This is a genomic window from Streptomyces sp. NPDC086835, from assembly GCF_044745705.1.
Lineage (GTDB): Bacteria > Actinomycetota > Actinomycetes > Streptomycetales > Streptomycetaceae > Streptomyces.
In genome coordinates, this window is the sequence record NZ_JBIVAU010000002.1 from 222896 (window position 1) to 247429 (window position 24534).

The 24534-nt window shown below is 70.6% G+C and carries 30 protein-coding genes; 17 read left to right on the forward strand and 13 right to left on the reverse strand.

Features of this window, described 5'->3' with window-relative positions; translation table 11 throughout:
- Window positions 1–32 precede the first annotated feature (32 nt).
- The 4 genes from alr to ACIPJI_RS07185 all read left to right on the forward strand — a co-directional run bounded on the left by alr (window position 33) and on the right by ACIPJI_RS07185 (window position 3366).
- Window positions 33–1232 (forward strand): alanine racemase, encoded by a 1200-nt coding sequence (gene alr, locus ACIPJI_RS07170; RefSeq protein WP_356620564.1) that lies wholly within the window; start codon window positions 33–35, stop codon window positions 1230–1232.
- 12 nt (window positions 1233–1244) lie between these two features.
- Window positions 1245–2495, forward strand: a complete 1251-nt coding sequence (locus tag ACIPJI_RS07175; RefSeq protein ID WP_402244925.1) for an alpha/beta fold hydrolase — start codon at window positions 1245–1247, stop codon at window positions 2493–2495.
- On the forward strand, window positions 2467–2991 hold the full coding sequence (tsaE, locus tag ACIPJI_RS07180) for a tRNA (adenosine(37)-N6)-threonylcarbamoyltransferase complex ATPase subunit type 1 TsaE (protein ID WP_307707813.1): 525 nt from the start codon (window positions 2467–2469) through the stop codon (window positions 2989–2991). The genes ACIPJI_RS07175 and tsaE overlap by 29 nt, the downstream gene beginning before the upstream one ends.
- Before the next feature lie 159 nt (window positions 2992–3150).
- Window positions 3151–3366, forward strand: coding sequence for a hypothetical protein (locus ACIPJI_RS07185; RefSeq protein WP_402244928.1), 216 nt, complete (start codon window positions 3151–3153; stop codon window positions 3364–3366).
- Between the two features lie 52 nt (window positions 3367–3418).
- Here the strand turns inward: ACIPJI_RS07185 and ACIPJI_RS07190 are convergent, their stop codons facing one another.
- Window positions 3419–3958: a L,D-transpeptidase gene (locus ACIPJI_RS07190; protein ID WP_307710453.1), complete on the reverse strand. Its 540-nt coding sequence runs from the start codon at window positions 3956–3958 to the stop codon at window positions 3419–3421.
- A gap of 144 nt (window positions 3959–4102) precedes the next feature.
- On the opposite strand from ACIPJI_RS07190, the gene tsaB reads away from it, so the two are divergent.
- The 7 genes from tsaB to ACIPJI_RS07225 all read left to right on the forward strand — a co-directional run bounded on the left by tsaB (window position 4103) and on the right by ACIPJI_RS07225 (window position 9007).
- Window positions 4103–4756, forward strand: coding sequence for a tRNA (adenosine(37)-N6)-threonylcarbamoyltransferase complex dimerization subunit type 1 TsaB (gene tsaB, locus ACIPJI_RS07195; RefSeq protein ID WP_307707815.1), 654 nt, complete (start codon window positions 4103–4105; stop codon window positions 4754–4756).
- Window positions 4757–4776: 20 nt separating this feature from the next.
- The gene (gene rimI / locus ACIPJI_RS07200; RefSeq protein ID WP_159695049.1) at window positions 4777–5241 is read left to right on the forward strand and encodes a ribosomal protein S18-alanine N-acetyltransferase; all 465 of its coding nucleotides are present in this window, start codon (window positions 4777–4779) and stop codon (window positions 5239–5241) included.
- The gene (tsaD, locus tag ACIPJI_RS07205) at window positions 5234–6328 is read left to right on the forward strand and encodes a tRNA (adenosine(37)-N6)-threonylcarbamoyltransferase complex transferase subunit TsaD (protein WP_159688502.1); all 1095 of its coding nucleotides are present in this window, start codon (window positions 5234–5236) and stop codon (window positions 6326–6328) included. Before rimI ends, tsaD begins: the two co-directional genes overlap by 8 nt.
- Window positions 6325–6582, forward strand: coding sequence for a hypothetical protein (locus ACIPJI_RS07210; protein WP_307707816.1), 258 nt, complete (start codon window positions 6325–6327; stop codon window positions 6580–6582). Before tsaD ends, ACIPJI_RS07210 begins: the two co-directional genes overlap by 4 nt.
- 107 nt (window positions 6583–6689) lie before the next feature.
- A complete protein-coding gene (locus tag ACIPJI_RS07215; RefSeq protein ID WP_307707817.1) occupies window positions 6690–7046 on the forward strand; it encodes a YciI family protein in 357 nt (118 codons plus the stop codon).
- A gap of 50 nt (window positions 7047–7096) precedes the next feature.
- A complete protein-coding gene (locus tag ACIPJI_RS07220; protein ID WP_402244931.1) occupies window positions 7097–8344 on the forward strand; it encodes an RNA polymerase sigma factor in 1248 nt (415 codons plus the stop codon).
- A 9-nt stretch (window positions 8345–8353) separates the two neighbouring features.
- Window positions 8354–9007, forward strand: coding sequence for a hypothetical protein (locus tag ACIPJI_RS07225; RefSeq protein ID WP_402244932.1), 654 nt, complete (start codon window positions 8354–8356; stop codon window positions 9005–9007).
- Window positions 9008–9040: 33 nt separating this feature from the next.
- On the opposite strand, the gene ACIPJI_RS07230 is transcribed toward ACIPJI_RS07225, so the two are convergent.
- The 8 genes from ACIPJI_RS07230 to ACIPJI_RS07265 all read right to left on the reverse strand — a co-directional run bounded on the left by ACIPJI_RS07230 (window position 9041) and on the right by ACIPJI_RS07265 (window position 15140).
- The gene (locus ACIPJI_RS07230) at window positions 9041–9694 is read right to left on the reverse strand and encodes a hypothetical protein (RefSeq protein WP_402244934.1); all 654 of its coding nucleotides are present in this window, start codon (window positions 9692–9694) and stop codon (window positions 9041–9043) included.
- Between the two features lie 2 nt (window positions 9695–9696).
- The gene (locus tag ACIPJI_RS07235) at window positions 9697–10341 is read right to left on the reverse strand and encodes a contact-dependent growth inhibition system immunity protein (RefSeq protein WP_402244936.1); all 645 of its coding nucleotides are present in this window, start codon (window positions 10339–10341) and stop codon (window positions 9697–9699) included.
- Window positions 10342–10352: 11 nt separating this feature from the next.
- On the reverse strand, window positions 10353–10667 hold the full coding sequence (locus ACIPJI_RS07240; protein ID WP_356620572.1) for an RNase A-like domain-containing protein: 315 nt from the start codon (window positions 10665–10667) through the stop codon (window positions 10353–10355).
- On the reverse strand, window positions 10664–11317 hold the full coding sequence (locus ACIPJI_RS07245; RefSeq protein ID WP_402244938.1) for a hypothetical protein: 654 nt from the start codon (window positions 11315–11317) through the stop codon (window positions 10664–10666). Before ACIPJI_RS07245 ends, ACIPJI_RS07240 begins: the two co-directional genes overlap by 4 nt.
- Window positions 11318–11331: 14 nt before the next feature.
- On the reverse strand, window positions 11332–13053 hold the full coding sequence (locus ACIPJI_RS07250; RefSeq protein ID WP_402244940.1) for an RNase A-like domain-containing protein: 1722 nt from the start codon (window positions 13051–13053) through the stop codon (window positions 11332–11334).
- On the reverse strand, window positions 13053–13352 hold the full coding sequence (locus tag ACIPJI_RS07255; RefSeq protein ID WP_037773978.1) for a WXG100 family type VII secretion target: 300 nt from the start codon (window positions 13350–13352) through the stop codon (window positions 13053–13055). Before ACIPJI_RS07255 ends, ACIPJI_RS07250 begins: the two co-directional genes overlap by 1 nt.
- A gap of 26 nt (window positions 13353–13378) precedes the next feature.
- Window positions 13379–13768: a WXG100 family type VII secretion target gene (locus ACIPJI_RS07260; protein ID WP_356620575.1), complete on the reverse strand. Its 390-nt coding sequence runs from the start codon at window positions 13766–13768 to the stop codon at window positions 13379–13381.
- Between the two features lie 97 nt (window positions 13769–13865).
- Complete coding sequence (locus tag ACIPJI_RS07265) at window positions 13866–15140, reverse strand: methyltransferase domain-containing protein (RefSeq protein WP_402245772.1); 1275 nt, start codon at window positions 15138–15140, stop codon at window positions 13866–13868.
- Window positions 15141–15161: 21 nt separating this feature from the next.
- On the opposite strand from ACIPJI_RS07265, the gene ACIPJI_RS07270 reads away from it, so the two are divergent.
- From ACIPJI_RS07270 to groL, 3 genes are all read left to right on the forward strand, one after another.
- Complete coding sequence (locus ACIPJI_RS07270) at window positions 15162–16094, forward strand: polysaccharide deacetylase family protein (protein WP_402244943.1); 933 nt, start codon at window positions 15162–15164, stop codon at window positions 16092–16094.
- 267 nt (window positions 16095–16361) lie between these two features.
- Window positions 16362–16670: a co-chaperone GroES gene (groES, locus tag ACIPJI_RS07275; RefSeq protein ID WP_005313390.1), complete on the forward strand. Its 309-nt coding sequence runs from the start codon at window positions 16362–16364 to the stop codon at window positions 16668–16670.
- Window positions 16671–16816: 146 nt separating this feature from the next.
- Window positions 16817–18445, forward strand: coding sequence for a chaperonin GroEL (gene groL, locus ACIPJI_RS07280; RefSeq protein WP_402244944.1), 1629 nt, complete (start codon window positions 16817–16819; stop codon window positions 18443–18445).
- A 73-nt stretch (window positions 18446–18518) separates the two neighbouring features.
- Here groL and ACIPJI_RS07285 read toward each other — a convergent pair whose 3' ends face one another.
- The 3 genes from ACIPJI_RS07285 to ACIPJI_RS07295 all read right to left on the reverse strand — a co-directional run bounded on the left by ACIPJI_RS07285 (window position 18519) and on the right by ACIPJI_RS07295 (window position 20947).
- Window positions 18519–19211, reverse strand: coding sequence for an ester cyclase (locus ACIPJI_RS07285; protein ID WP_307707823.1), 693 nt, complete (start codon window positions 19209–19211; stop codon window positions 18519–18521).
- A gap of 112 nt (window positions 19212–19323) precedes the next feature.
- Entirely contained in the window at window positions 19324–20097 is a 774-nt protein-coding gene (locus tag ACIPJI_RS07290) for an SDR family oxidoreductase (protein ID WP_356620578.1), read from the reverse strand.
- Between the two features lie 142 nt (window positions 20098–20239).
- On the reverse strand, window positions 20240–20947 hold the full coding sequence (locus tag ACIPJI_RS07295; RefSeq protein ID WP_402244946.1) for an MOSC domain-containing protein: 708 nt from the start codon (window positions 20945–20947) through the stop codon (window positions 20240–20242).
- 81 nt (window positions 20948–21028) lie between these two features.
- On the opposite strand from ACIPJI_RS07295, the gene ACIPJI_RS07300 reads away from it, so the two are divergent.
- Window positions 21029–21925, forward strand: coding sequence for a LysR family transcriptional regulator (locus ACIPJI_RS07300; protein ID WP_307707826.1), 897 nt, complete (start codon window positions 21029–21031; stop codon window positions 21923–21925).
- A 205-nt stretch (window positions 21926–22130) separates the two neighbouring features.
- Here ACIPJI_RS07300 and ACIPJI_RS07305 read toward each other — a convergent pair whose 3' ends face one another.
- Entirely contained in the window at window positions 22131–22454 is a 324-nt protein-coding gene (locus ACIPJI_RS07305) for a WhiB family transcriptional regulator (protein ID WP_005313377.1), read from the reverse strand.
- 516 nt (window positions 22455–22970) lie between these two features.
- Between ACIPJI_RS07305 and ACIPJI_RS07310 the strand changes: the two genes are divergently transcribed.
- Window positions 22971–23582 carry a response regulator transcription factor gene (locus ACIPJI_RS07310; RefSeq protein ID WP_003948568.1) on the forward strand — a complete coding sequence of 204 codons (612 nt, stop codon included), beginning with the start codon at window positions 22971–22973 and terminating at the stop codon, window positions 23580–23582.
- Window positions 23583–23803: 221 nt separating this feature from the next.
- Entirely contained in the window at window positions 23804–24391 is a 588-nt protein-coding gene (locus tag ACIPJI_RS07315) for a sigma-70 family RNA polymerase sigma factor (protein WP_159688461.1), read from the forward strand.
- Window positions 24392–24534: the final 143 nt, after the last annotated feature.

Sequence of the window (24534 nt, forward strand, 5' to 3'; positions counted from 1 at the left end):
TCCGGCCGTACGGCTCTGAGACACTGGGCGCGATGAGTCACACAGCACCGAGCAGCCGTTCCGCACCACTGCGCGCACGGGCCGAGATCGACCTCGCGGCCCTGCGCGCCAATGTGCGCGCCCTGCGCGCCCGCGCGCCGCGCGCCGCGCTGATGGCCGTCGTGAAGTCCGACGCGTACGGCCACGGCATGGTGCCGTGCGCCCGCGCGGCGCTCGAGGCCGGCGCGACCTGGCTCGGTACGGCCACGCCCCACGAGGCGCTCGCGCTGCGCGCGGCCGGTGTGGAGAGCCGGATCATGTGCTGGCTGTGGACGCCCGGTGGCCCCTGGCGTGAGGGCATCGAGGCGGACCTGGACATGTCCCTGAGCGGCATGTGGGCGCTGGAGGAGGTCACGGCAGCGGCGAAGGCGGCCGGCCGCCCCGCCCGTGTCCAGCTCAAGGCCGACACCGGTCTGGGCCGTAACGGGTGCCAGCCCGCCGACTGGCCCGAGCTGGTCGCCGCCGCCCGTACGGCGGAGGACGACGGGCTCGTCCAGGTCACCGGTCTGTGGTCCCACTTCGCCTGCGCCGACGAACCGGGCCACCCCTCGATCGCCGCCCAACTGGCCCTCTTCCGCGACATGGTGGACCACGCGGAGAAGGCCGGCATCGAGCCCGAGGTCCGGCACATGGCCAACTCCCCGGCGACGCTCACGATCCCCGAGTCGCACTTCGACCTCGTACGCACCGGCATCGCGATGTACGGCATCTCGCCCGCCCCGGAACTGGGCACCCCGGCCGACTTCGGGCTGCGGCCGGTGATGACGCTCACCGCGTCCGTCGCCCTGGTCAAGCAGGTTCCCGGCGGCCACGGTGTCAGCTACGGCCACCACTACGTCACGGACGGCGAGACGACCCTCGGCCTGATCCCCGTGGGTTACGCGGACGGCGTCCCCCGGCACGCCTCCGGCCGCGGTCCGGTCCTGGTCGCGGGGGAGTGGCGGCGGGTGGCCGGACGGGTCGCGATGGACCAGTTCGTCGTCGATCTCGGCGGGGCGACGGTTCCGGAGGGCACGGAGGCCGTCCTGTTCGGTCCCGGCGACCGGGGGGAGCCGACGGCCGAGGACTGGGCACAGGCGGCGGACACGATCGCGTACGAGATCGTCACGCGGATCGGAACCAGGGTCCCGCGCGTCTATCTGAACGAAGGCCCGGAGGAGCGCGCCCACGACTCCCACGACTCCCACGACTAGGAGAGCGGCACGGTGAGCGAGACCGGTACGGGGGACGCGGCCGAGGCCGCGGTCGAAGCAGCGGCGGCAGCCGTGGCTTCGGACAGCTGGCGTCGCGCGGGCTTCGCGGGAGCGGCGATAGGTGTGGTCGCAGCCGGCGCCGCGGCCGGCGTCGCGCTGGAGCGGCTGACCGTCGGCCGCGGAATGCGCAGGAAGGCACGTCTCGCGCTCGACGCGTCGGGTCCGTACGGCGCCCTGCGCGGCACGCCGGGGCAGGCCCTCGCCGACGACGGCACCGCCCTCTACTACGAGGTGGACGAGGTCGACCCGGAGGCCGCCGCGCCGCGCCGCCGCAGGCTCTTCGGGCGCAAGGCCCCGGCTCCCGTCACCGTCGTCTTCAGTCACGGCTACTGCCTCAGCCAGGACTCGTGGCACTTCCAGCGCGCCGCGCTGCGCGGTCTGGTCCGTACCGTCCACTGGGACCAGCGCAGCCACGGCCGGTCGGGCCGGGGCGCGGCGCAGGCCGGTTCCGGCGGCCTGCCGGTGACGATCGACCAGCTGGGCCGGGACCTGAAGGCGGTCATCGACGCGGCGGCCCCTGAGGGGCCGCTGGTGCTGGTCGGCCACTCCATGGGCGGCATGACGATGATGGCGCTCGCGGCCCACGCTCCCGACCTGGTGCGCGAACGCGTGGTGGCGGCGGCGTTCGTCGGCACCTCGTCCGGGAAGCTGGGCGAGGTGAGCTATGGGCTCCCGGTGGCCGGGGTGAACGCAATACGGCGGGTCCTGCCGGGCGTGCTGCGCGCGCTCGGCTCGCAGGCCGAGCTGGTCGAACGGGGGCGCAGGGCCACCGCGGACCTGTTCGCCGGGCTCGTCAAGCGGTACTCGTTCTCCTCGAAGGACGTCGACCCCGCCGTCGCCCGGTTCGCGGAGCGGATGATCGAGTCGACGCCCATCGACGTGGTCGCCGAGTTCTACCCGGCCTTCGCCGAGCACGACAAGGCCGAGGCGCTCGCGGTCTTCCAAGGGCTCCCGGTGCTCGTCCTCGCGGGTGACAAGGATCTGGTCACCCCGAGCACGCACAGCGAGGCGATCGCGGACCTGCTGCGGGAGAGCGAGCCGGCGGCCGAGCTGGTCATCGTGCCGGACGCGGGCCATCTGGTGATGCTGGAGCATCCGGAGGCCGTCACGGACCGCCTCGCGGACCTTCTGGTGCGGGCCGGAGCGGTGCCGGCAGCGGCTACCGTTGGTCGGTATGGAAGCACCGCACAGCCCGGCGGCTGAGACCGCCGCCGCCGCTCGGGCCCGACTGACGGTCGACTCTCCCGAGGAGATGCAGAACCTGGGCCGCAGCCTCGCGAAACTGCTGCGCCCCGGTGACCTCGTGATGCTCACAGGAGAGCTCGGCGCCGGAAAGACGACGCTGGCCCGTGGCCTCGGGGAGGGACTCGGCGTCCGTGGCGCGGTCACGTCCCCGACGTTCGTCATCGCCCGTGTCCACCCGCCGCTGACGGGCGGTCCGGCGCTGGTGCACGTCGACGCGTACCGCCTGGGCGGCGGCCTCGACGAGATGGAGGACCTCGACCTCGACGTCTCGCTGCCCGAGTCGGTGGTGGTCGTGGAGTGGGGCGACGGCAAGGTCGAGGACCTGTCGGAGGACCGGCTGCACGTGATCATCGACCGGGTGGTGGGCGACACGGACGACGACCGCCGTGTCGTGACCCTCGTCGGGTACGGGGCCCGCTGGGCGGACACCGACCTGGCGGCGACTGCCGCGTAGGGACGGCCCGCCTCCCGGGCGTGTGTCTCCGGAGAACCGTGTGTTCCGACAAGACGTCGGGAAAATGTTGCGCCCACGACGCCGCGCGTGATGACATGGTACCGAGCCCTGGTTAGGTCTACCTAACCTAGCCTGCCCCCGGAGCCCCAGGAGGCGTCCATGCCGGCATCGGAGCGTGAAGCGCAGTCACGTCAGCAGCCGTCCAGGCCCACACCGGCGACGCCGCTGCCGGCGGCCGTGTCGATGCGGGACCTGCTGGCGTCCTGCGCCGCGGCCAGCGCGGTATCCACCCCGCCCCGCGACAACGAGACGCACCCCGACAAAGAGGCGCGCCGCCCCGCGCACAGCCCGGAGACCCATCGGGACGCCGCCTGATTCGCACGGGGGTCGTACGCGACCACCCGTACGGGTAACGGCCGCGCGGGGGCTAAGGAACGACGACCACCTTCGAGCCGATCGTCGCGAAGACCCACATCGCGTCACCGTCGGCCCGCTTCATCCGCACGCCGCCCGTCTTCTTCGTCGGGTCGGGGCTGGCCATCGAGCCGTCGACCGCCGCGCTGAAACCGACGGACACGCCGCCCTCGTTCGCGAACCGCACCACATGCTCGACCGGCACCCCGTCGGAGCCGGGCACGTTGCCCGACCGCGAGGTGACCCTGTAGGAGCCCGGCTTCGGGCTGACCGTGGAGGGCATGACCTCGAAGGTCCGGCCGGCCTTGCCGTTCGCGTCCACGAGCCACACCCGGCGGTCGCCGAGCGCGTACACGACACGCGTCCCCGTGCCGGAATCGGCCGGGACGGCCAGCGGGTCCTGCGGCTTCCGGGACGCCGCGGCGCCGGGAGTCGTCGCGGAGGGGGCGGCGCTCGGCGGCTTCGACGCGGCGAGATCGTCGGGGACGTCCGCCGCCGCCTGATAGGCGAGGAATCCGACGACGGCCAGCGCGGCCGCCGTGAGCCCGGCCACGAATCCCGAGCTGCTCCGTGCCACCCTGCCCACCTCTTGGATGCGTGTGTGTTACCGAATACCTGTGCTCGTGGTGACGGTAGCACCGCGGCTTCGTTCGACGGTGCCGCCATGGCCCCCTCGCCGGAGCCGTAGGCTGTTTGCGTGCTCTTGCTCGCCATGGATACCGCCACGCCCGCCGTCACCGCCGCCCTCCACGACGGCTCCTCCGTCCTCGCAGAGTCCAGCAGTGTGGACGCGCGCCGCCACGGGGAGCTGCTGCTGCCCGCCGTCGACCGGGTGCTCGCAGACGCCGGGGTGAAGCTCGACGCCGTCACCGGCATCGTGGTCGGCGTCGGCCCCGGGCCGTACACGGGACTGCGGGTCGGTCTGGTCACGGCCGCGACGTTCGCCTCCGCGCTCGGCGTACCGGTGCACGGGGTCTGCACCCTGGACGGCCTCGCCTACGCGGCCGGTCTCGCCACGCCCTTCGTGGTGGCGACCGACGCCCGGCGCAAGGAGGTCTACTGGGCGCGGTACGAGAACGCCCGCACCCGTGCGACCGACGCGGCCGTCGACCGCCCCGCCGACATCGCCGGCCAGGTCGCCGGACTGCCCGCCGTCGGCGCGGGTGCGCTGCTGTACCCGGAGACGTTCCCGGACACCCGCGGCCCCGAGCACGTGAGCGCCGCGGCGCTCGCCGCGCTGGCGGCGGAGAAACTGCGGGCGGGCGAGGAGTTCCTGCCGCCCCTGCCGCTGTACCTGCGCCGTCCCGACGCGCAGGTCCCGAAGAACTACAAGGTGGTCACGCCCAAGTGAGCGCCACCACCTTGCGTGAGATGCGCTGGTGGGACCTGGAACCGGTGCTCGAGCTCGAGCACGAGCTGTTCCCCGAGGACGCCTGGTCGCCCGGCATGTTCTGGTCCGAACTCGCGCACTCCCGGGGCCCACAGGCCACCCGCCGCTACGTGGTGGCCGAGGACGACGACGGCCGGATCGTCGGCTACGCGGGCCTGGCGGCCGCCGGCGGTCTCGGCGACGTACAGACCATCGCGGTCGACCGCGGCCAGTGGGGCACCGGCCTCGGCTCCCGGCTGCTGACCGACCTGCTCCAGCACGCCACCGCCTTCGAGTGCGACGAGGTGCTCCTCGAAGTGCGGGTGGACAACACCAGGGCCCAGAAGCTGTACGAGCGATTCGGCTTCGAGCCCATCGGATTCCGCCGCGGCTACTACCAGCCCGGCAACATCGACGCCCTCGTCATGCGACTGACCGTACAAGGAACAGAGACCTCTGATGGCTGACGAACCGCTCGTACTCGGTATCGAGACCTCCTGCGACGAGACCGGAGTCGGCATCGTCCGCGGCACGACCCTGCTCGCCGACGCGGTCGCCTCCAGCGTCGACGAGCACGCCCGGTTCGGCGGCGTCGTGCCCGAGATCGCCTCGCGCGCCCACCTGGAGGCGATGGTCCCGACCATCGAACGCGCGCTGAAGGAGGCGGGCGTCAGCGCCCGCGACCTCGACGGCATCGCGGTGACGGCGGGGCCCGGCCTCGCCGGCGCGCTGCTCGTCGGCGTCTCCGCGGCGAAGTCGTACGCCTACGCCCTCGGCAAGCCGCTGTACGGGGTGAACCACCTCGCCTCCCACATCTGCGTCGACCAGCTCGAACACGGCCCGCTGCCCGAGCCGACGATGGCGCTGCTGGTCTCCGGCGGCCACTCCTCACTGCTCCTCGCGCCCGACATCACCGCCGACGTACGGCCCATGGGCGCGACGATCGACGACGCCGCCGGCGAGGCCTTCGACAAGATCGCACGCGTGCTGGACCTGGGCTTCCCCGGCGGTCCGGTGATCGACCGGCTGGCCAAGGAGGGCGACCCGGCGGCGATCGCCTTCCCGCGCGGCCTGAGCGGCGCCAAGGACCCGGCGTACGACTTCTCCTTCTCCGGCCTGAAGACGGCCGTGGCCCGCTGGATCGAGGCGAAGCGCGCCTCCGGCGAGGAGGTGCCGGTGCGGGACGTGGCGGCCTCCTTCCAGGAGGCGGTCGTCGACGTGCTGACGCGAAAGGCCGTGCGCGCCTGCAAGGACCAGGGCGTGGACCACCTGATGATCGGCGGTGGCGTCGCCGCCAACTCGCGGCTGCGCGCCCTCGCCGAGGAGCGCTGCGAGCGGGCCGGTATCCGGCTGCGCGTCCCGCGGCCGAAGCTGTGCACGGACAACGGCGCGATGGTCGCCGCCCTGGGCGCGGAGATGGTGGCCCGCAACCGGCCCGCCTCCGACCTGGACCTGTCCGCCGACTCGTCGCTGCCCGTGACGGAGACGCATGTGCCCGGCAAGCACGGGCACGACCACGTGCACGAGGTCAGCAAGGACAACCTGTACTCATGACCGTCGTGGCGATGATGTGGGAGGCCCGCGCCGTCGAGGGCCGGGGCGCGGAGCTGCTGGAGTGGGCCCGCGCGCAGCAGCTCGGGCGCGAGCCGCTGCGCCGTGAGACGTTGCGGGCGAGCGGGGACCGGGTGCTGGTCATCACCTGGTGGGAGGCGCCGGGGACGGACGCCGACCTGCCGGAACTGCCCGAGCCTGCCGCCGACCTGATCACCCGCCCGGTGCACCGCTGGCGTTTCGAATCGCTCGGCTGAGATTTCTCGGAAAAACTTCGGCGAGTGTGTCGAACGGCGTCCTGCCCGTTCGACGCATGGGTGAGAGGCGGGGAACGGCCCCGTACTCACGAACCGAGGAGTTCGCCATGCCGCGCTTTCTGTCGATGATCCGCATCGAGGAGAACCAGATCCCCGAGGACGAGTTCCCCGAGGGCTTCGACAAGCAGATGGGCGCCCTGCTGGAGGAGATGACCAAGGCGGGCGTCATGCTGGACACCGCCGGGCTCATGCCCACCTCCGACGGCACCCGCGTGAACTGGTCCGGCGGCAGGATCTCCTACACCGACGGGCCCTTCACCGAGACCAAGGAGGTCGTCGGCGGCTACGCGATCGTCCAGTGCAAGGACAAGGCGGAGGCCGTCGAGTGGGCGAAGCGTTTCCTGGAGATCCACCCCGCGCAGTGGAACGTCACCTGCGAGGTCCGCGAGATCCAGGAGGGCTGACCGCGGGCCGTGCTTGCCCGCCGTTCCCCGCGCTGCTCTGATGGGTGGCCGTGACGGCAGCAAGTGCAGTGGAAGCGGTCTACAGGATCGAGTCGGCGCGCATCATCGCCGGTGTCGCCCGCATCGTGCGGGACGTGGGCATCGCGGAGGAGCTCGCGCAGGACGCTCTGGTCGCCGCGCTGGAGCAGTGGCCGGAGTCGGGCGTCCCGGACAGACCGGGAGCCTGGCTCATGGCCACCGCCAAGCATCGCGCGGTCGACCTCGTACGCCGCAAGGAGACGTACGCCCGCAAGCTGGCCGAGGTGGGGCGGGCCGTCGAGGACGTCGTGCCGCCGGTCGAGCCGGCGGACCCCGACGACATCGACGACGACCTGCTGCGGCTGATCTTCACCGCCTGCCATCCGGTGCTGTCCACCCAGGCCCGTATCGCGCTCACGCTCAAGCTCCTGGGCGGCCTGACGACGGAGGAGATCGCCCGCGCCTTCCTGACCGCCGAGTCGACCGTCGCCCAGCGCATCGTCCGCGCGAAGAGGTCACTGGCCAAGGCGGGCGTCCCCTTCGAGGTCCCGTACGGCGCGGACCGCGCCGCCCGGCTCGGATCCGTGCTCGACGTCATCTACCTGATCTTCAACGAGGGTTACTCGGCGACCGCGGGCGACGACCTGGTCCGTCCGGCCCTGTGCGAGGACGCGCTGCGGCTGTCCCGGGTGCTGGCCGGGCTGATGCCCGGCGAACCCGAAGTGCACGGCCTGAACGCCCTCCTGGAGATCCAGGCCTCCCGGATCCCGGCGCGCACCGGCCCCGGTGGGGAACCCGTACTGCTCGCCGACCAGACCCGAACCAAGTGGAACCGGCTGCTCATCCGCCGGGGCGTCGAGGCGCTCCACCGGGCGGGCGGCGGCCCGTACGGCCCGTACGCCCTGCAGGCCGCGATCGCCGCCTGTCACGCGCAGGCGGTGCGTTACGAGGACACGGACTGGGCGATGATCGCCGCGCTCTACGGGCAGTTGGCGGCCGTGGCCCCGTCCCCGGTCGTGGAACTGAACCGGGCGGTCGCCGTCTCGATGGCGGAAGGACCGGCCGCCGGACTCGAACTCGTCGACGCACTCGCCGACGAACCGGCCCTGAAGGATTACCACTTGCTGCCGAGCGTCCGGGGGGACCTGCTGGCCAGGCTCGGACGCGCCGAAGAGGCACGGACGGAGTTCGAACGGGCGGCCTCCCTGGCCCGCAACGCCCGTGAACGGGACCTGCTGCTGGAACGGGCGGCACGCTCCGCGCCGGAGACCGGCCGGTAACCTCCTCGCATGTCCCCACGTGCCCTCCCGCCTCCGCCCCCGCCTGCCGAAATACGGGCATGGCCCGACCGGGAGGCCCTGCTGGCGGACCGGGCCAGGGCGATGGGTGAGCTCCTGCGCCTGAGCATCGGCCCGGTGCGGCTGCTGTTGCTGTGGCTGACGGCGGCCGGGTTCGCGATCGGGTGGGCGATGTTCGGAGCGGCACTGCAGATGTTCGCCGAAGGGGTGGACGTCTTCAGCCACCTCTTCGGCGTGATCGCCGCCGCCATCGGTCTCGCGTCCATGATCCCGACCGGACTGGTCATCGGTTTCGGCATCGCCCGCGACGCCGAGGTGCGCGGGCGGCTGCGCTGCTGGAGCGCGCTGACCCGCGACCCGGCGGGCGACGCCCGCTACGGCGCACCGGGCCTGAGCCTGCTCTGGTTCCTGCCCTCGTTCCTGCTGTGCGCGTACGGCCTGTGGCTCTCCTTCACGGTCCCGGCCGGCGCCCGCCCGGGCAAGGACACCCTGGCCGGTGTCGCCCTGCTGATGGGCCTCGGCCTGATCCTGTGGATCACCGGCCTGATCGGCATCACGAAGGCGGTGAGCCACTACCGCTGGGCGCTCCGGCTGGTGGCCCGGCATCCGGTTCCGGCCGCGGAACGGGGCGGCGCGCACCGCTGAGCAATCCCGGTCCGGGGCGGCCGACGGACGGCCTCAGCGGTGATGGCGGACCATATGGGCGTGGCCGAGGTCCACGACGACGGCCAGGGCAGCGGGCGTCACACTGGCGTCGAACCCGAGGAAGTCCCTTCTGAAGTGCTCGCAGGCGGCACACAGGGCGAGTGCCTGCGAAGCTTGCGCGACGAACGGCACGACCTCGCAGTCGCAGCAGGGATGCTCGCCGTCGATCCGACCCTGGAACGCGCTCTCGAACGAGTCGTACTCCCCGTCGTACGCCCAGGAGTCGAGGTCGCGCAGCAGCGGGAACCGGGCTGCCGCCTCCCACCTGGCGAGCGGCACGTCACCGTAACCCGCCGGCCTCTGCCGGTCCGCGAGCCGCAGCAGCGCGGCGAGCCCGGTCATGAACCCGGGGACCGTGTCCTCGCCGGCGGCGGCCAGCCAGGTCTCCTGCGCGTCCTTCGGGCAGCTTTGGAAGAAGTCCTCGTCGAAGGTCAGGGCCAGGTGGTCGAGCTGTGAGGCGAGCGGCTGGAGCGGATGCCGCCAGGCGGGGTCCCAGTGCTCGGTCTGCAGGACCCTGGCCATCCGCAGCACCTCCCACTCGAGAGGATCACCACCCCGTGCGGCGGCGAGGCCCACGAGCTGGAACAACGGCCCGCCGGTGAAAGCCCCTTCAGGGTGCAACGGCATCGTCAGGCCCGTCCCCGCAGCCGGCCGGCGAGTTCGGTGAGCCAGGCGCCGGGTGTGTAGGGGGCGGGTGGGTCGACCTCCATGCCGAGTTCGGTGAGGGCCAGTGCGTGGTCGGAGTCGTCGAGCGGCAGGGTGAGCAGGTCGTGGAGTTCGCCGGCGAGTTGGGCGACGAGTCCGGAGTCGGTCGTGTCGAGGTAGTTCTGGAGCGCGGCGTCGTGGTCCTCGAACTCGTCGGGCATGTCCTGGGAGAACCAGCCGCCGAGGAACTGGGCGAGTTCGGGGAAGCGGGCGTGCCATTCCCAGCGGGTCCGGGGGGTGGCCGGGGGCGGGGCCTGACCGGTGTCGACGCTTTCCTTGAGCCGGTCGGCCAGGCGGACGAGCCACGCCTGGATCTCGGAGTCCGGGAGGCCGATGTCGGGTACCGGGTAGAACTCGCCGAGGCGCAGGCGGAGCCGGCCGGGCGGGTTGCCCGCGTAGGCGCGCAGCTGTTCCTCGGCGATGGGGATGGCCCAGGGCCGGGTGCGCCAGGTGTGGCGGAGGTAGGCGGTGAGGGGCTCGTCGTCGTCGGCCCTGTGGCCGAGGTAGGCGCGGATGACGTGGTCGAGCTCGCCGTACTTGCGGTCGTGTTCGCGTGGCTTCAGGGACACGGGTGCGGCCTTCAGAGGTAGATCGGGAAGGTGGCGTGGACGGTGAAGCCGTGCGGGGCGGTCTCGTCGCGCTTGAGGATCACGCGGGCCGCCCGGACGTCGACCGGCTCACGGCCGGCGAGCATCATCGCCTGGAGCAGGACGCGCCCGACGGGCTCGGGGCGGGACGGCCAGGCGGCCTCGATGGTCAGCCTCTGTCGGGTCGACTGCGCGAGCCAGCGGTGGATGGCCTGCTCGTTGGCGGTCACGACCTGCTGGGTCGCCCACTGGGCGGTCTCCCGGTCGGGGTAACTGGCGGCGCGGTTCTGAGTGACGGCGGCGGTCATGAGTGCTCTCGTTGCATGTGATCGTTGACGGTGTCGATGAGCTCACGGAGCCGGTCACGGTCGGCCCAGGAGAGGCGTGGCCTGAGTGCGTCCGGTCCCGGGAAAAGAGAGAGGGCCCGCTGTGCCTCGGTCGAGTAGGCGGCCGCACGCTCGTGGCAGTACGGGTGCTCGTTTGTCAGCATCGACCGGACGATTTCGGAGAAGGGTCTCTCACCCTCGTCCATGAGGATGGCGTCGAAACCGAAAAGGTACGGGAACGTCTGCAGGAATTCCTGGCTGCCCATGGGAAGTTCAGAGTATTCCGGGACCCCCTGGCGATCGAGGATCCGCACCAGTTCGGCCAGTGTGCGCAGATAATCGGCAGGCTCCATGTCCCCCGCCGCCCGTGCGGCCACTTCCCGGAACCGCGGCGGGAACGGGTCGAGTCCGCCCGCCCGTTCGACGGAATCCGCGGCGAATTCGAGCACTCCCGCCGCCGCGTGGACCGAGCAGTTCCAGTGGGCGATCCAGTCGTTGCGGACGAGGCGGATGTAGCGCTGAAGCTCCTCGTCCAGCGAGAGCTGCCCGCCCGACTCCTGTGCCGCGACGGCGATGTCGAGGAGCCGCAGGGCCGGACCGTCGGAAAGCAGCGACACGGGCGACGGCTGCATGGGGTGCACCTCTCTCATGGGCCTTTGTGCGGCATCGCGGTGAGCACGATGAAGGGCGGCTCCAGGCCTTCCTTGTAGATCAGACGTACCTGGACCCAGCTCTTGTCCTCGACCTGGGCATTCATGCCGTCCGCAGCATAGTCGTCGCGCGAGACACTGCGGCCGGTGGTCTGACCTGGGAATTCCATGTAGAGGGGCGGCTGGATTTCCGATTTGTTCGGATCGTAGTTCGGGTTGTTCTGGATCTTCTTCTCCACGCTGTCGATCCAGTCCGCGATCCGGTTCTCGTTCGCATCGTTCTGGATCGCCGCCTGGGTGAAGCGCTGCGCCGACGCCAGGTCCGGGAAGGAGGACGCGGCCGGAGCGCCTGCCTGGTCCCGCAGACGCATCTTGAGCTGGTCGTCGTCCAGGCCGACGTGCTTGTCGATGGGATGGCTGCCGTACAGCCCTTCCTGGTTCGCCAGGTCCATGGGGTAGTAGATGTTGTCGGGGTCCACCCCAGGGACCGTGAAGTGATGCTGCGGCTTGAACTCGTTGAGGGCGCGGGCGCCGAAGGCCTGCGCGCGGGCGTCCTCCGACTTGAAGGTGGGCGCGCTGCGGAATGCCTCGTGCAGCGGCTCCATCAGGGCGTTCAGCTTCGGCACCAAGCCGTTCACCCGCGTGTTGTACGCCTCGACCACCCGGTTGATCGCTGCGGTGTCGATGTTCAGGGTGATTTCCACACTGAGCTCGGCCGCGCCTTTCGCGAGGCCCTTGAGGAAGCGCCCGGCGGCCTTGGCGCCCTCCTTGACGTCGCCGAGGTCCACGCCGTCGCTCAGGTCGATCTTGCCGACCGCCTCGCGTACGGCCTCCATGTAGATGTCCCAGACCTTGCCGTTGAGGTCCACGGCGGCTTCGGCGAACTCGTACAGCAGGTCGCTGACCTTCATGGCCGTGTCGAAGAGCACGGTCATCACGGGGTGGGTGGCGCCGGTGGTCGCCGACGCCGAGTCGTGCTTCCACTCGTACCCGGCCGTGGACGTGCCCCAGGCCGTCGTGCCCCACAGCGAGCTGCAGAACTGCCGCATCGCGTCGTGCCACTCGCTGTTGGTCTGCTGGGTGATGCTGCTGACCTGCCCGGTCAGGGCGCTCTCGGTGATCGAGAGCGTCATCGTCATGTTCCGCCAGGCCTTGGACAGGTCGTTGAGGTAGTGCTGATGGGGGTACGGGTAGACGTCAGCGACCTTGCCCCAGCGGAAGGCGTGCTTGAGGACCGGTCGGAAGGCATCACGTACGACCTCGGGAATGCACTCAAGGATGCTGCGCAGCCAACCGTCGCCGCCGTCGTCGTCCCCCCACTTCAGGTTGGGGACCGTCCCGTAGACGGGAACGGTGTCGATCACCTGCGGGGGCGGCTGGCCCCCCGGCTTCTTCTTGCCGGTCGGGTCGGCCGCCGCTTCGGCCTTGGAGTAGTTGTTGGCCGTGGTCGTGAATCCGACCGCAGCGCCGCCGATGCTGACGACACTCTTCGCCCAGACTTCGAGGAAGCGGTTGCCGACCTTGACGTAGGCAGAGGCGAACGCCTGCGCGGCGGTGCCGTAGCCGCCCGCGTCGGGGTGCTTCTGAAGCTCGGTCAGCAGGTTCTTGGCCGCCTGGTTGTACATCGGCTGCTGGCCGGCGAAGCCCCCGGAGACGCGGAACAGGTCCGAGGGCTTGACGTCGATGGTGCCGTTCTGTGGTGGAGGCGGGGTGCCCATCAGGCGGCTCCCCAGCCGCGCAGGACCGCGCGGTGGGCCTCTGCGTAGTTGGCGTGGCCGGTGGTGACGACCTCGTGGAGCCAGGCCTGTGCGGCCTGGAGATCGGCCATCTGCTTGTCCCACTGGTCGAGTTCTTCCACGAACGCGTCGCGGGCGTCGCCCTTCCAGGTGAGGACGACCTTCTCGGTTCGGGTGTACAGGTCTTCCAGGCGCAGGTTGAGCTGTTTGAGGATGTCCTCGAGTTCGCCGGCGGCCTCGCGCAGCGTGCTGAAGCTGACGCCGATGTAGTCGTCTGCCATGTGGTGCCCCCGTGGAATCGTGTGTGTCAGACGTCGAGGATGCGGCTGGCCGGTGTGAGGGGGGCGGTGCCCTCGGAGAGCTTGGCCGCTTCGAGGGCGGCGTCGACACCGCTCTCGGCCTGGCGCATCCGGCGCAGGGTGTCCAGTTCCTGGTCGGTGAAGCCGTCCCGGCTCATCCGCATGGCCTCTTCGAGGACCTTGAGGATCTCCCGGATGCGCACGGCGTCCTCGGCCGCTCCCTGGTGCAGGGCGCGGTAGCCCTTGGCCGCCTCGCCCTTCCAGCCGGCCTCGATGCGGTCGACGACCGCGTCCATCCGCCGCACCTGGTTGTCCAGGTGGCGCTGCATCGCGTCGAGGTCGCCGGCGAGTCTGGTCAGGTCGTCGTCGGAGACGTCGAGATGGGCTTTGTCGACCATGGTTCCCCCTCCACGCGGTCGATGAAAGTCTCCTGAACCGTAACAACGCCCGCTGACAGCAAGGACTTTGCAAAGGCAGAGACGAATGTGACGTCTGCTACACCGGCCGGCCGATCAGCATCGTCGGCGCCCCCGCCACCCGCGTCAGGAAGACCGTCGCCGCGTTCGGCCCCTGCGGCTTCACCTTACGGCGGACCTCTTCCGGTTCGACCGCTGAGCCGCGCTTCTTCACGGTGAGGTTGCCGATCCCGCGTTCCCGGAGCAGCGCCTTCAACTTCTTGAGGTTGAAGGGAAGTTCGTCGGTGATCTCGTACGCCGTCGCATACGGGGTCGGGCGCAGTACGTCCGAGGTGATGTACGCGATCGTCTCGTCGAGAAGACCGCCCGACACGTCCTCGGCGACCTCCGCGACCAGGTGGGCGCGGATCGCGGCCCCGTCGGGCTCGTACAGGTAGCGGCCGACCGGGCGCACCGGCGGGTTCGGCAGCCCGCGGCCGGTCAGGGTGTGCGGGCCCGGGAGGAGGGTGGCGCGGACGGCGGACGGGGCCGTGCCGAACCAGAGCACCGCCTCCTTGACGTCGCCGCCGTCCGAGATCCACTCCGCCTCGGCGTCCTCGGGGACCGCCTCGTGGGGGATTCCCGGGGCGACCTTCAGGGCCGCGTGGGGGCGGGTGCGGGCCGCGCCGATCGCCCAGGACAAGGGCGGGGAGTACGCCTCCGGATCGAAGATGCGGCCACGTCCGCCGCGGCGCGCCGGGTCGACGAAGACCGCGTCGTACGGAGAGGTGTCGATGTCCGTGACGTCCGCGCAGCGGACCTCGACCAAGGCGGACAGGCCCAGCGCCTCGGCGTTCGCACGTGCGACTTCCGCCGTGAGCGGGTCGCGGTCGACGGCCAGGACCGAGATGCCCGCCCGGGCCAGGGCGATAGCGTCACCGCCGATGCCGCTGCACAGGTCGGCGACGCCGCGCACTCCGAGCGCGGCGAACCGCGCGGCCCGGTGGTCCGCGACCGAGCGGCGGGTGGACTGCTCGACGCCGTTCGGGGTGAAGAACATCCGGCGGGCGTCCTCCTCGCCGAACTTCGCCGCCGCCCGCTGCCGCAGCCGTGCCTGCCCCAGCGCCGCCGAGACCAGGGCCGCCGGGTGCTCGCGTCGCAGGCGTGTCGCGACGGCCAGTTCACGGGCGGGGTCGTAGGAGGCCAGCGAGGCCAGCAGCGCTTCGCCCTCCTCGGTGCGCAGTGCGGTGAAGGCGGCGAGCGGATCGAGGTCGTTCACCGGGCCATTGTGGGCCAGGTGGGGGATGGTGCGCTCATGGCGGCGGTGTCGGACCGGTGAGCGGGCGGCGCGCTGACAGGATGCGTCGCCATGCAGCTAGTACGACAAAAGGGAAAAATGGGAGCGTATCGGGTCCGTGCGGCCCTTGTCTCGCTCGTTGTCGCCGCGCTCGGCTCCGGCTGTGCGGCAGAGGGGCCGCCCGAGGCGCCCCGCCCCGCCAGGCCCGCCGCCGAGAAGGAAGCGCGGCAGGGGGCACAGGCGCAGAAGCAGGATGCCCGGAAGGCCCGCGAGGCCGCCGGCGGTCCGGCGCACCGGGAGAAGGTCGCGCAGAGCCAGAAGGCCCGAGCCGCCGCCGCGAAGAAGTGGGGGCTCGAGCAGACGCCGCTCGCGGCGCCACCGCCGCCCACCGTCAAGCCGCGGATCACCACCCGCAAGGGGTTCGAGGTGGAGGGCGGGGAGGGGCTGCCTCCCGTGTTCACCACCGTCCCGACGAAGGAGAAGATCGTCTTCCTGACGATCGACGACGGCGCGGAGAAGGACCCCGAACTGCTGCGCATGATGTCCGACCTGCGGATCCCGTACAGCGCCTTCCTGAGCGACTACGTCATCAACGACGACTACGGCTACTTCGAGAAGATGCGGGACAGCGGCGTGGCGCTGCACAACCACACGCTCAAGCACCCTTATCTGCCCGGCCTTTCGTACGTCGAGCAGAAGCGTGAGATCTGTGGCCAGCAGGACAAGCTGGAGAAGCGGTACGGGAGCCGGCCCCGGCTGATGCGCCCGCCGTACGGGAACTACAACAAGGACACCCTGCGCGCCGCCAAGAAGTGCGGGATCGCGGCCGTCCCGCTGTGGGCCTCGGAGGCGTTTCCCGACCGCATGGAGTGGCGCGAGTGGGACCGGGACCTGCACCCGGGCGACATCATCCTGACGCACTTCCGTGGCAAGGAGGAGTGGGCGGGCAGCATGCCGGACGTGATCCGGCGGGTGATGCGGACGATCACGGCGAAGGGGTACGCCGTCGCCAGGCTGGAGGACTACGTCTGAGCCGGGGGCCGGCGGACGGAGCCCGGGGGCGTGACCGGGAGAGGCGGGGCCGTGGCCGGACCGGAGGCCGAATCAGAACGCCACGCGGTCTCGCATTGGCACTCCGCTTGACCGAGTGCTAATCGCAGTCATAGTCTCGGCCCTGGCACTCACCAAGTGAGAGTGCCAACACAGCGACGGGCAGGTCCGGCACCCGCGACGACGGATCCACCTGGTCGCCACCTCAGATCAGTTAACCCCGTGATCTCCGAAGGGGGAGGTCGGATCGTGACGACCGCCAGCTCCAAGGTTGCCATCAAGCCGCTCGAGGACCGCATTGTGGTCCAGCCGCTCGACGCCGAGCAGACCACGGCCTCTGGCCTGGTTATTCCGGACACCGCCAAGGAGAAGCCCCAGGAGGGCGTCGTCCTGGCCGTGGGCCCGGGCCGCTTCGAGAACGGCGAGCGCCTGCCGCTCGACGTGAAGACCGGCGACATCGTGCTGTACAGCAAGTACGGCGGCACCGAAGTGAAGTACAGCGGCGAGGAGTACCTCGTCCTCTCGGCCCGCGACGTGCTCGCGATCGTCGAGAAGTAGAAAGCAGGGGCGCGCTCAGGGGTCATCGACCCTTGGGACTCCGCGCCAGTTCTGCCTCGAGCTGCGCCCCTGGCCACCCCGCTGATGCCGGGCGGCGAGGGGCGCAGTTCTTTGAACACGAAATCCGAGAGGGCTGAACCGCTCCCATGGCGAAGATCCTGAAGTTCGACGAGGACGCCCGTCGCGCCCTCGAGCGCGGCGTCAACAAGCTTGCCGACACGGTCAAGGTGACGATCGGCCCCCGTGGCCGCAACGTCGTCATCGACAAGAAGTTCGGCGCTCCCACCATCACCAACGACGGCGTCACCATCGCCCGCGAGGTCGAGATCGAGGACCCGTACGAGAACCTGGGCGCCCAGCTGGTGAAGGAGGTGGCGACCAAGACCAACGACATCGCGGGTGACGGTACGACCACCGCCACCGTGCTGGCCCAGGCGCTGGTCCGCGAGGGTCTGCGCAACGTCGCCGCCGGTGCCTCCCCGGCCGCCCTGAAGAAGGGCATCGACGCCGCGGTCAAGGCCGTGTCCGAGGAGCTCCTCGCGACCGCCCGCCCGATCGAGGACAAGGCCGACATCGCCGCCGTGGCCGCGCTCTCCGCGCAGGACCAGCAGGTCGGCGAGCTCATCGCCGAGGCGATGGACAAGGTCGGCAAGGACGGTGTCATCACCGTCGAGGAGTCCAACACCTTCGGTCTGGAGCTCGACTTCACCGAGGGCATGGCCTTCGACAAGGGCTACCTGTCCCCGTACATGGTGACCGACCAGGAGCGTATGGAGGCCGTCCTCGACGACCCGTACATCCTGATCCACCAGGGCAAGATCACCTCCATCCAGGACATGCTGCCGCTGCTGGAGAAGGTCATCCAGGCCGGTGGCTCCAAGCCGCTGCTGATCATCGCCGAGGATGTCGAGGGCGAGGCGCTCTCCACCCTCGTCGTGAACAAGATCCGCGGCACCTTCAACGCGGTGGCCGTCAAGGCCCCCGGCTTCGGCGACCGCCGCAAGGCGATGCTCGGCGACATGGCCACCCTCACCGGTGCCACCGTCATCGCCGAAGAGGTCGGCCTCAAGCTCGACCAGGCCGGTCTGGACGTGCTGGGCTCCGCCCGCCGCGTGACGATCACCAAGGACGACACCACGATCGTCGACGGTGGCGGCAAGAGCGAGGACGTCGCGGGCCGCGTCAACCAGATCAAGGCCGAGATCGAGTCCACCGACTCCGACTGGGACCGCGAGAAGCTCCAGGAGCGCCTCGCGAAGCTGGCCGGCGGCGTGTGCGTGATCAAGGTCGGCGCCGCCACCGAGGTGGAGCTGAAGGAGAAGAAGCACCGTCTCGAGGACGCCATCTCCGCGACCCGCGCCGCGGTCGAGGAGGGCATCGTCTCCGGTGGTGGCTCCGCGCTCGTCCACGCCGTGAAGGTGCTCGAGGGCAACCTGGGCAAGGAGGGCGACGAGGCCACCGGTGTCGCCGTCGTCCGCCGCGCCGCCGTCGAGCCGCTGCGCTGGATCGCCGAGAACGCCGGCCTCGAGGGCTACGTCATCACCGCCAAGGTGGCCGAGCTCGAGGCGGGTCAGGGCTTCAACGCCGCGACCGGCGAGTACGGCGACCTGGTCAAGGCCGGCGTCATCGACCCGGTCAAGGTCACGCGCTCCGCTCTGGAGAACGCCGCGTCCATCGCCTCCCTGCTGCTCACGACCGAGACCCTGGTCGTCGAGAAGCCGGCCGAGGACGAGGGCGACGCGGGTCACGGCCACGGTCACGGCCACAGCCACTGACGCGACAAGCGCCGAGAAGGCCCCCGTCCCCCGCAGCGCGCGGGGGCGGGGGCCTTCCCCGTTGGGGCGTGGCCTACATGGCGCCGAGCTGGCGCATCAGCCGCATCATGTCCATGTGCCACCAGCCTTCCTTGATCTTCCCGTCCTCGAGCCGGAAGATCGTCGTGCCGGTCATGGTGCACTGCTCTCCCGTCGCCGGGATGCCCTGGAACTCCGCCTTGTGCCTGCCGCTCCAGGTCCACAGCGTCACGACGTCGTCCCCTTGGGTGATCTGCCGGTCGAGCTCGAAGGTGAAGTCGAAGGCGCCGCGCCACATGGTGAGGTCCCGGCGTATGACCTCCACGCCGACCTCGGTGTCCTCCTCGTTGGCGATGTCGTGGTCGATGTAGTCGTCGGCGAAGACCTCGCCGATGGCGTCCAGATTGCCGCCGGCCGCGATCTCGTGGAAGAAGCGGCGGGCCGTCGCCGCGTTCAGCTGTTCCTCACGGACCACGTCGAGGTCGGTGAACGAGGGCATGCCGTCGCAGAGGGCCACCATCTCCTGGAACATCTTGTCCGTCTCCGGGAGATGCGAGTTCTTCATCGCCTCCTCGTAGGAGGGGAACTCGACGATGTCCACGTAGTGGTTGCTGTCGCTGCGGTCCTTCCCCGTGACGGCGTGGCCGGTGGTCCGCTTGCCTTGGGTCTGCTCGACCCACTTGTCCATGACCGCGTTCACGTCGTCGAACCTGGCGGTCTTGTAGTCGATGATCTGCACGAACTTCATGGCGTCTCCCGAGCCGCTGAGGCCCCCGATGGGATACGTCCATTTTAGTGACGCGGGTCACATACTGTTCGGTATGCGGCTCCTGCGGCCCGTTCCGGTGCGGCCCGGCCCCCTACTGCGGGCCGTACTTCCGGCCCGTCTTCGACGTGAGCCCGCCCAGCAGCCCGCGCGGCGTCAGCTTCACCACGCCCATCAGCGCCTTGTAGCGGGGGTCGGGGATGGAGAGGGACTTCCCCTTGGCCAGGTCCGAGAGCGCCGACGCCACCAGCTTGTCGGCGTCCAGCCACATCCAGCCGGGAATGTTGTCCGTGCCCATGCCGGCCCGCTGGTGGAACTCGGTCCGTACGAATCCGGGGCACAGCGCCATCAGCCGCACCCCGGATCCTGCCAGGTCCCTGGCGGCGCCCTGCGTGAACTGCACGACCCACGCCTTGGACGCGCCGTACGTGCCACGGGGCACGAAGGCGGCGACCGACGCCACGTTGACCACGCCGCCCCGGCCGCGTTCCCGCATCGGTCCCGCCGCTGCCGCGGTCAGTCGCAGCACCGCCTCGCAGTGCACCTTCAGCATGGTCAGCTCGTCGGCCATGGAGACTTCGAGGAACCGGCCCTTGTTCCCGAAGCCCGCGTTGTTGACCAGCAGATCGACGGGGTGCGTACGGTCGGCCAGGCGCTCCTCGACCGCGCCGATCCCGTCTTCCCGAGACAGGTCGGCGGTCAGTGCCTCCGCCTCGATGCCGTGCCGGTCGTGCAGTTCGGTGGCCTGTTCCTGCAGCCGCTCGGTGTCCCGGGCCACGAGCACCAGGTTGTGGCCATCGGCCGCGAGCCGCCGCGCGAAGGCGGCGCCGATGCCCGCGGTCGCTCCCGTGATCAGTGCAGTCGTCATAGGCGGCACGTTAATGCCCCGCGGGTGGGTGCGGCGCGGGCGCCTTCCCTGACCACTGCCCGTCCCTCGGCCGCGAACTGCACCGAAGTCCCGGGTCCGTTCCGCTTCCCGGCGCCTCTCCGCGCGGCCCGAGGCCCCTCGCCTAAGCGGCGCCGGAGCCGGAGAGGGGGCCGGGACCGGCCGCCGTGCCGTATTTCGCGACGTACGCGCGGGCGCTCCTCAGCAGTTCACTGTGCAGGGTGTCTCCTGCCTCGAGGACCAGGGGCAACAGGTCACGCTCGGTCGTCTCCGCCCGGAACGCCATCTCCACGGTCACCTCGTGCTCCGGCCGGTGCACCACCTCCACCGGATCGCCGGCGCGGATCTCGCCCGGCTCGACGACCCGCAGATACGCGCCGGAGACGCCGCTCTGGGTGAAACGCCTGACCCAGCCCTTCTCGCCCAGCCGGCCCGCGAAGGTACGGCACGGGACACGGCCCGAGGTGACCTCGAGCACCACGAAATCGCCGATGCGCCACCGTTCGCCGATCTTGGCCCCGGTGACATCGACGCCGATGGTGGTGAGGTTCTCGCCGAACGTGCCGTTGGGGAGCGGGCGCCCCAACTCGCGTTCCCAGGCGTCGAGATCCTCACGGGCGAAGGCGTACACGGCCTGGTCGCTCCCGCCGTGGTGGCGCAGATCGCAGACCGCGTCCCCCGACAGTCCGCTGCCGCCCTGGCCCTTGGGGCCCGGGTCCGCCACCCGGACGGGCCCCTCCGCCGGGCGCTTGTCGATTCCGGTCATGCCGCCGGGCGCATCGGTGTAATCGGCCGCCTTCGGACGGCCCACGTTCACGGTCAGAAGCTTCATGCCTCGCACGCTAACCGACACCGCCTCAAAGCAGCCGGCAGTTAATCGCTCGTCACCCCAAGCGCCCCTTATGCTTGAAGGGTGATCGAAGCCCGCCACCTCCGCGTCCTGCGTGCCGTCGCCACCACCGGCTCGTTCTCCGCGGCCGCCCGTGAACTGGGATGCACCCAGCCCGCGGTCAGCCAGCAGATGAAGGCGCTCGAAAGCTCCGCCGGGACCCCGCTGCTGATCCGGACCGGCCGCGAGATGCGCCTGACCCAGGCCGGCGAGGCGCTCGTACGCCATGCCTCCGGCATCCTCGCCGGGCTCACCGCGGCGGAGGAGGAAGTGGCGGCGATCGCCGGGCTGCGGGCCGGCCGGGTCCGTCTCGTCTCGTTCCCCAGCGGTAGTTCCACCCTCGTGCCCACGGCCCTCGCCGCCTTGCGCGCGGCCCATCCCGGCACCCGGGTCTCGCTCGTCGACGCCGAGCCGCCGCGCTCGGTGGAGATGCTCCGCGACGGCGACTGCGACGTGGCGCTCGCCTTCCGTTACGACACGGCAGGGGCCGAGTCGGAGTGGGACGACCTCGTCGTCCGGCCGCTGCTCGTCGACCGGCTCGTGGGACTGGTGCCCGACGGTCACCGCCTTGCCGAGGCGGGCAAGGTGGCCATCGGCGACCTCGCGGAGGAGTCGTGGATCGCCGGCTGTCCGCGCTGCCGGCGGCAGCTGGTGGAGGTCTGCGAGAGCGCGGGCTTCACCCCGCGCATCGACTTCGCCACCGACGACTACCCGGCGGTGATCGGGCTGGTGGGCGCGGGGCTCGGCGTGGCCGTGCTGCCCGAACTGGCGCTTGAGTCGGTACGGCCCAAGGGGGCCCGGCTGGTGACCGTCGAGCCGTCCGTCCACCGCGAGATCGTCGCCCTGACGCTGCCCGACCTGGCGCATGTCCCGGCCGTCTCGGCGACGTTGTCGCAGCTCACCCTCGCGGCGTCCCGCTGACGCGTCCGCGGCGACCGCGGTTCCACGGCGTCGGCGGCAATGAATGTGTTCACGATGTACGTCCTGCGTGGCGGCCGTCGGCCCCCGTCGGGAGATCGGGGGCCGGGACGCCGGAACAACTTGCCTGTGCACGGGGCCGGATTGCCGGTAGGGGAGCAGGCGAAGTGCAGGAACGTTTCTTCGGTTCGTGTGCGTGGCGCTCTCGTCAGCCGCGCACCGCACCCCCCGCGCTCGTGGCGGGGATCAGCCGGTGGCGTGCTCGTCCCATGAGCTCCTCGCGCTCGTCCTCGGTCAGTCCGCCCCAGACGCCGTAGGGCTCGCGCACGGCCAGTGCGTGCGCCGCGCACTCGGCCCGTACGGGGCATCGCATGCAGACCTCCTTCGCCGAGTTCTCGCGAGCGCTTCGCGCCGCGCCGCGCTCACCTTCCGGATGGAAGAAGAGCGAGCTGTCGACCCCACGGCATGCCGCGAGGAGCTGCCAGTCCCACAGATCGGCGTTGGGTCCGGGAAGGCGAGAGAAATCTGCCATGGCGCATGTCCCCTTGAAACCGTGCTGGGTGGATACAGGACCAGGTCGGAAACGGGCGGGACGCCGACCGGACGTGCGCCGGATCCGGCACCAGCACCGTGCCAACGACCGTACATCTGCTGTGTAAGTAGATGTAAATATGACTCATTGCGAATCTAGCCATAGACACCGGAAAAAGGGAAGAAAAGCCGCTGAATGGGGCAGGGCCCCTGTCCGATGGGCACGAGTGCTCCGCCCGCGACCCGTGAAACCTCCGCCTTGCCCCGCGCCGCGCCGCCGAGCCCGCTGTCACCGCGGGAGAACCGGTGCTCACGGATGCCGAGCGACCCGCTCACGGAGCGTGCCGAAGTGCTGTCTCCGACCCGTAACTCTTTCGAGTGACCGTCGTTGAGAAGGCGGAGGCGGTTGAAAGAACAAGCTGTCGGGCACATGTCCGACTGCGTTCAACCGCACAGGTGAAGAAACGTATCCAGCCTGGAGGCTCAAGGTGACGCGCATCAGCTGCGGAGGGCGGCCATGACATCCGTCCTCGTCTGCGACGACTCCCCGCTTGCCCGAGAGGCGCTTCGCCGCGCGGTCGCGACCGTGCCCGGCGTCGAGCGCGTGACGACCGCGGCCAACGGCGAGGAAGTCCTCCGCCGCTGGGGTGCCGATCGTTCGGACCTGATTCTGATGGACGTACGCATGCCCGGTCTGGGCGGGGTGGAGACGGTGCGCCGGCTGCTCTCCGCGGACCCCGGCGCCCGGATCATCATGCTGACCGTGGCCGAGGACCTCGACGGCGTCGCGCTCGCCGTCGCCGCCGGTGCCCGCGGCTATCTCCACAAGGACGCCTCGCGTGCCGAACTGCGCGCGACCGTCACCCAGGCGCTCGCCGACCCCACGTGGCGGCTCGCCCCGCGCCGGCTCCGTTCGGCCGAGATGGGGGCCGCTCCCACGCTCACCGCGCGTGAGATCCAGGTCCTCGAAGGCATGAGCCACGGCCGGTCCAACGCGGAGATCGGGCGTGAGCTCTTCCTCTCGGAGGACACGGTGAAGACGCACGCCAGGCGGCTGTTCAAGAAGCTCGGCGCCTCCGACCGGGCGCATGCGGTGGCCCTCGGATTCCGCTGGGGCCTGGTCCGCTGAGGACCGTAGGAACGGGACGCTGCGGGGGTTACGGATGCCCGAGGGCATCCGTTTCCCGCGCGATGCCGCATCCTTGAGGTGTGGAGTTCCTCGGGGACGAGTCGGTCGAGCGGGAGGGGAGGGCGCAGGGGATGAGTTCCGGCGCACCTGCTCATAACGCTTCGGTGCACAACACAGGACGCAGTGCCACGGATGGTCGCGGGCCAGGGCACCATGGACCGATGCGTGACGACGAGGCGGCGACCGGCCAAGGAGCCATCGGTGCGCTCGTGCACCGTGCCGTCGACGGCGACGAGCAGGCGACGCACGACCTCCTGGCGCACGTCCACCCCCTCGCGCTGCGCTTCTGCCGCTCGCGCCTCAGCAGGCTGCCCGGTGACGCTCGTCACTTCGTCGAGGACCTGGCGCAGGAAGTCTGCGTCGCGGTGCTGATGGCGCTGCCGCGCTACAAGGACACCGGACGGCCCTTCGAGGCCTTCGTCTTCGCCATCGCCTCCCACAAGGTCGCCGATCTGCAGCGGGCCGCGATGCGCCACCCGGGTTCGACGGCCGTGCCGTCCGACGAGATGCCGGAGCGGCCCGACGACTCGCTCGGCCCCGAGGAGCGGGCGCTGCTCAGCGACGACGCGGAGTGGGCCAAGAGGCTGCTCGCCAATCTTCCGGAGAACCAGCGGGAGCTGCTGGTGCTGCGGGTCGCCGTCGGGCTGACCGCGGAGGAGACCGGTCAGATGCTGGGGATGTCCCCGGGCGCGGTCCGGGTCGCCCAGCACCGCGCGCTCAGCAGGCTGCGCGCGCTGGCGGAGCAGTGAACCGTCCACCGGTCGTCTGCGTATGTGCGCGTATGACTGTGGTGTGAACGTACAAAGCTGCTCGACGATCTTGATCGTGGAATGAGACGGCTGCTCGGGCCGTTAGCATGGACATCCGCACCGATCAAGGCCATTTGGGGAAG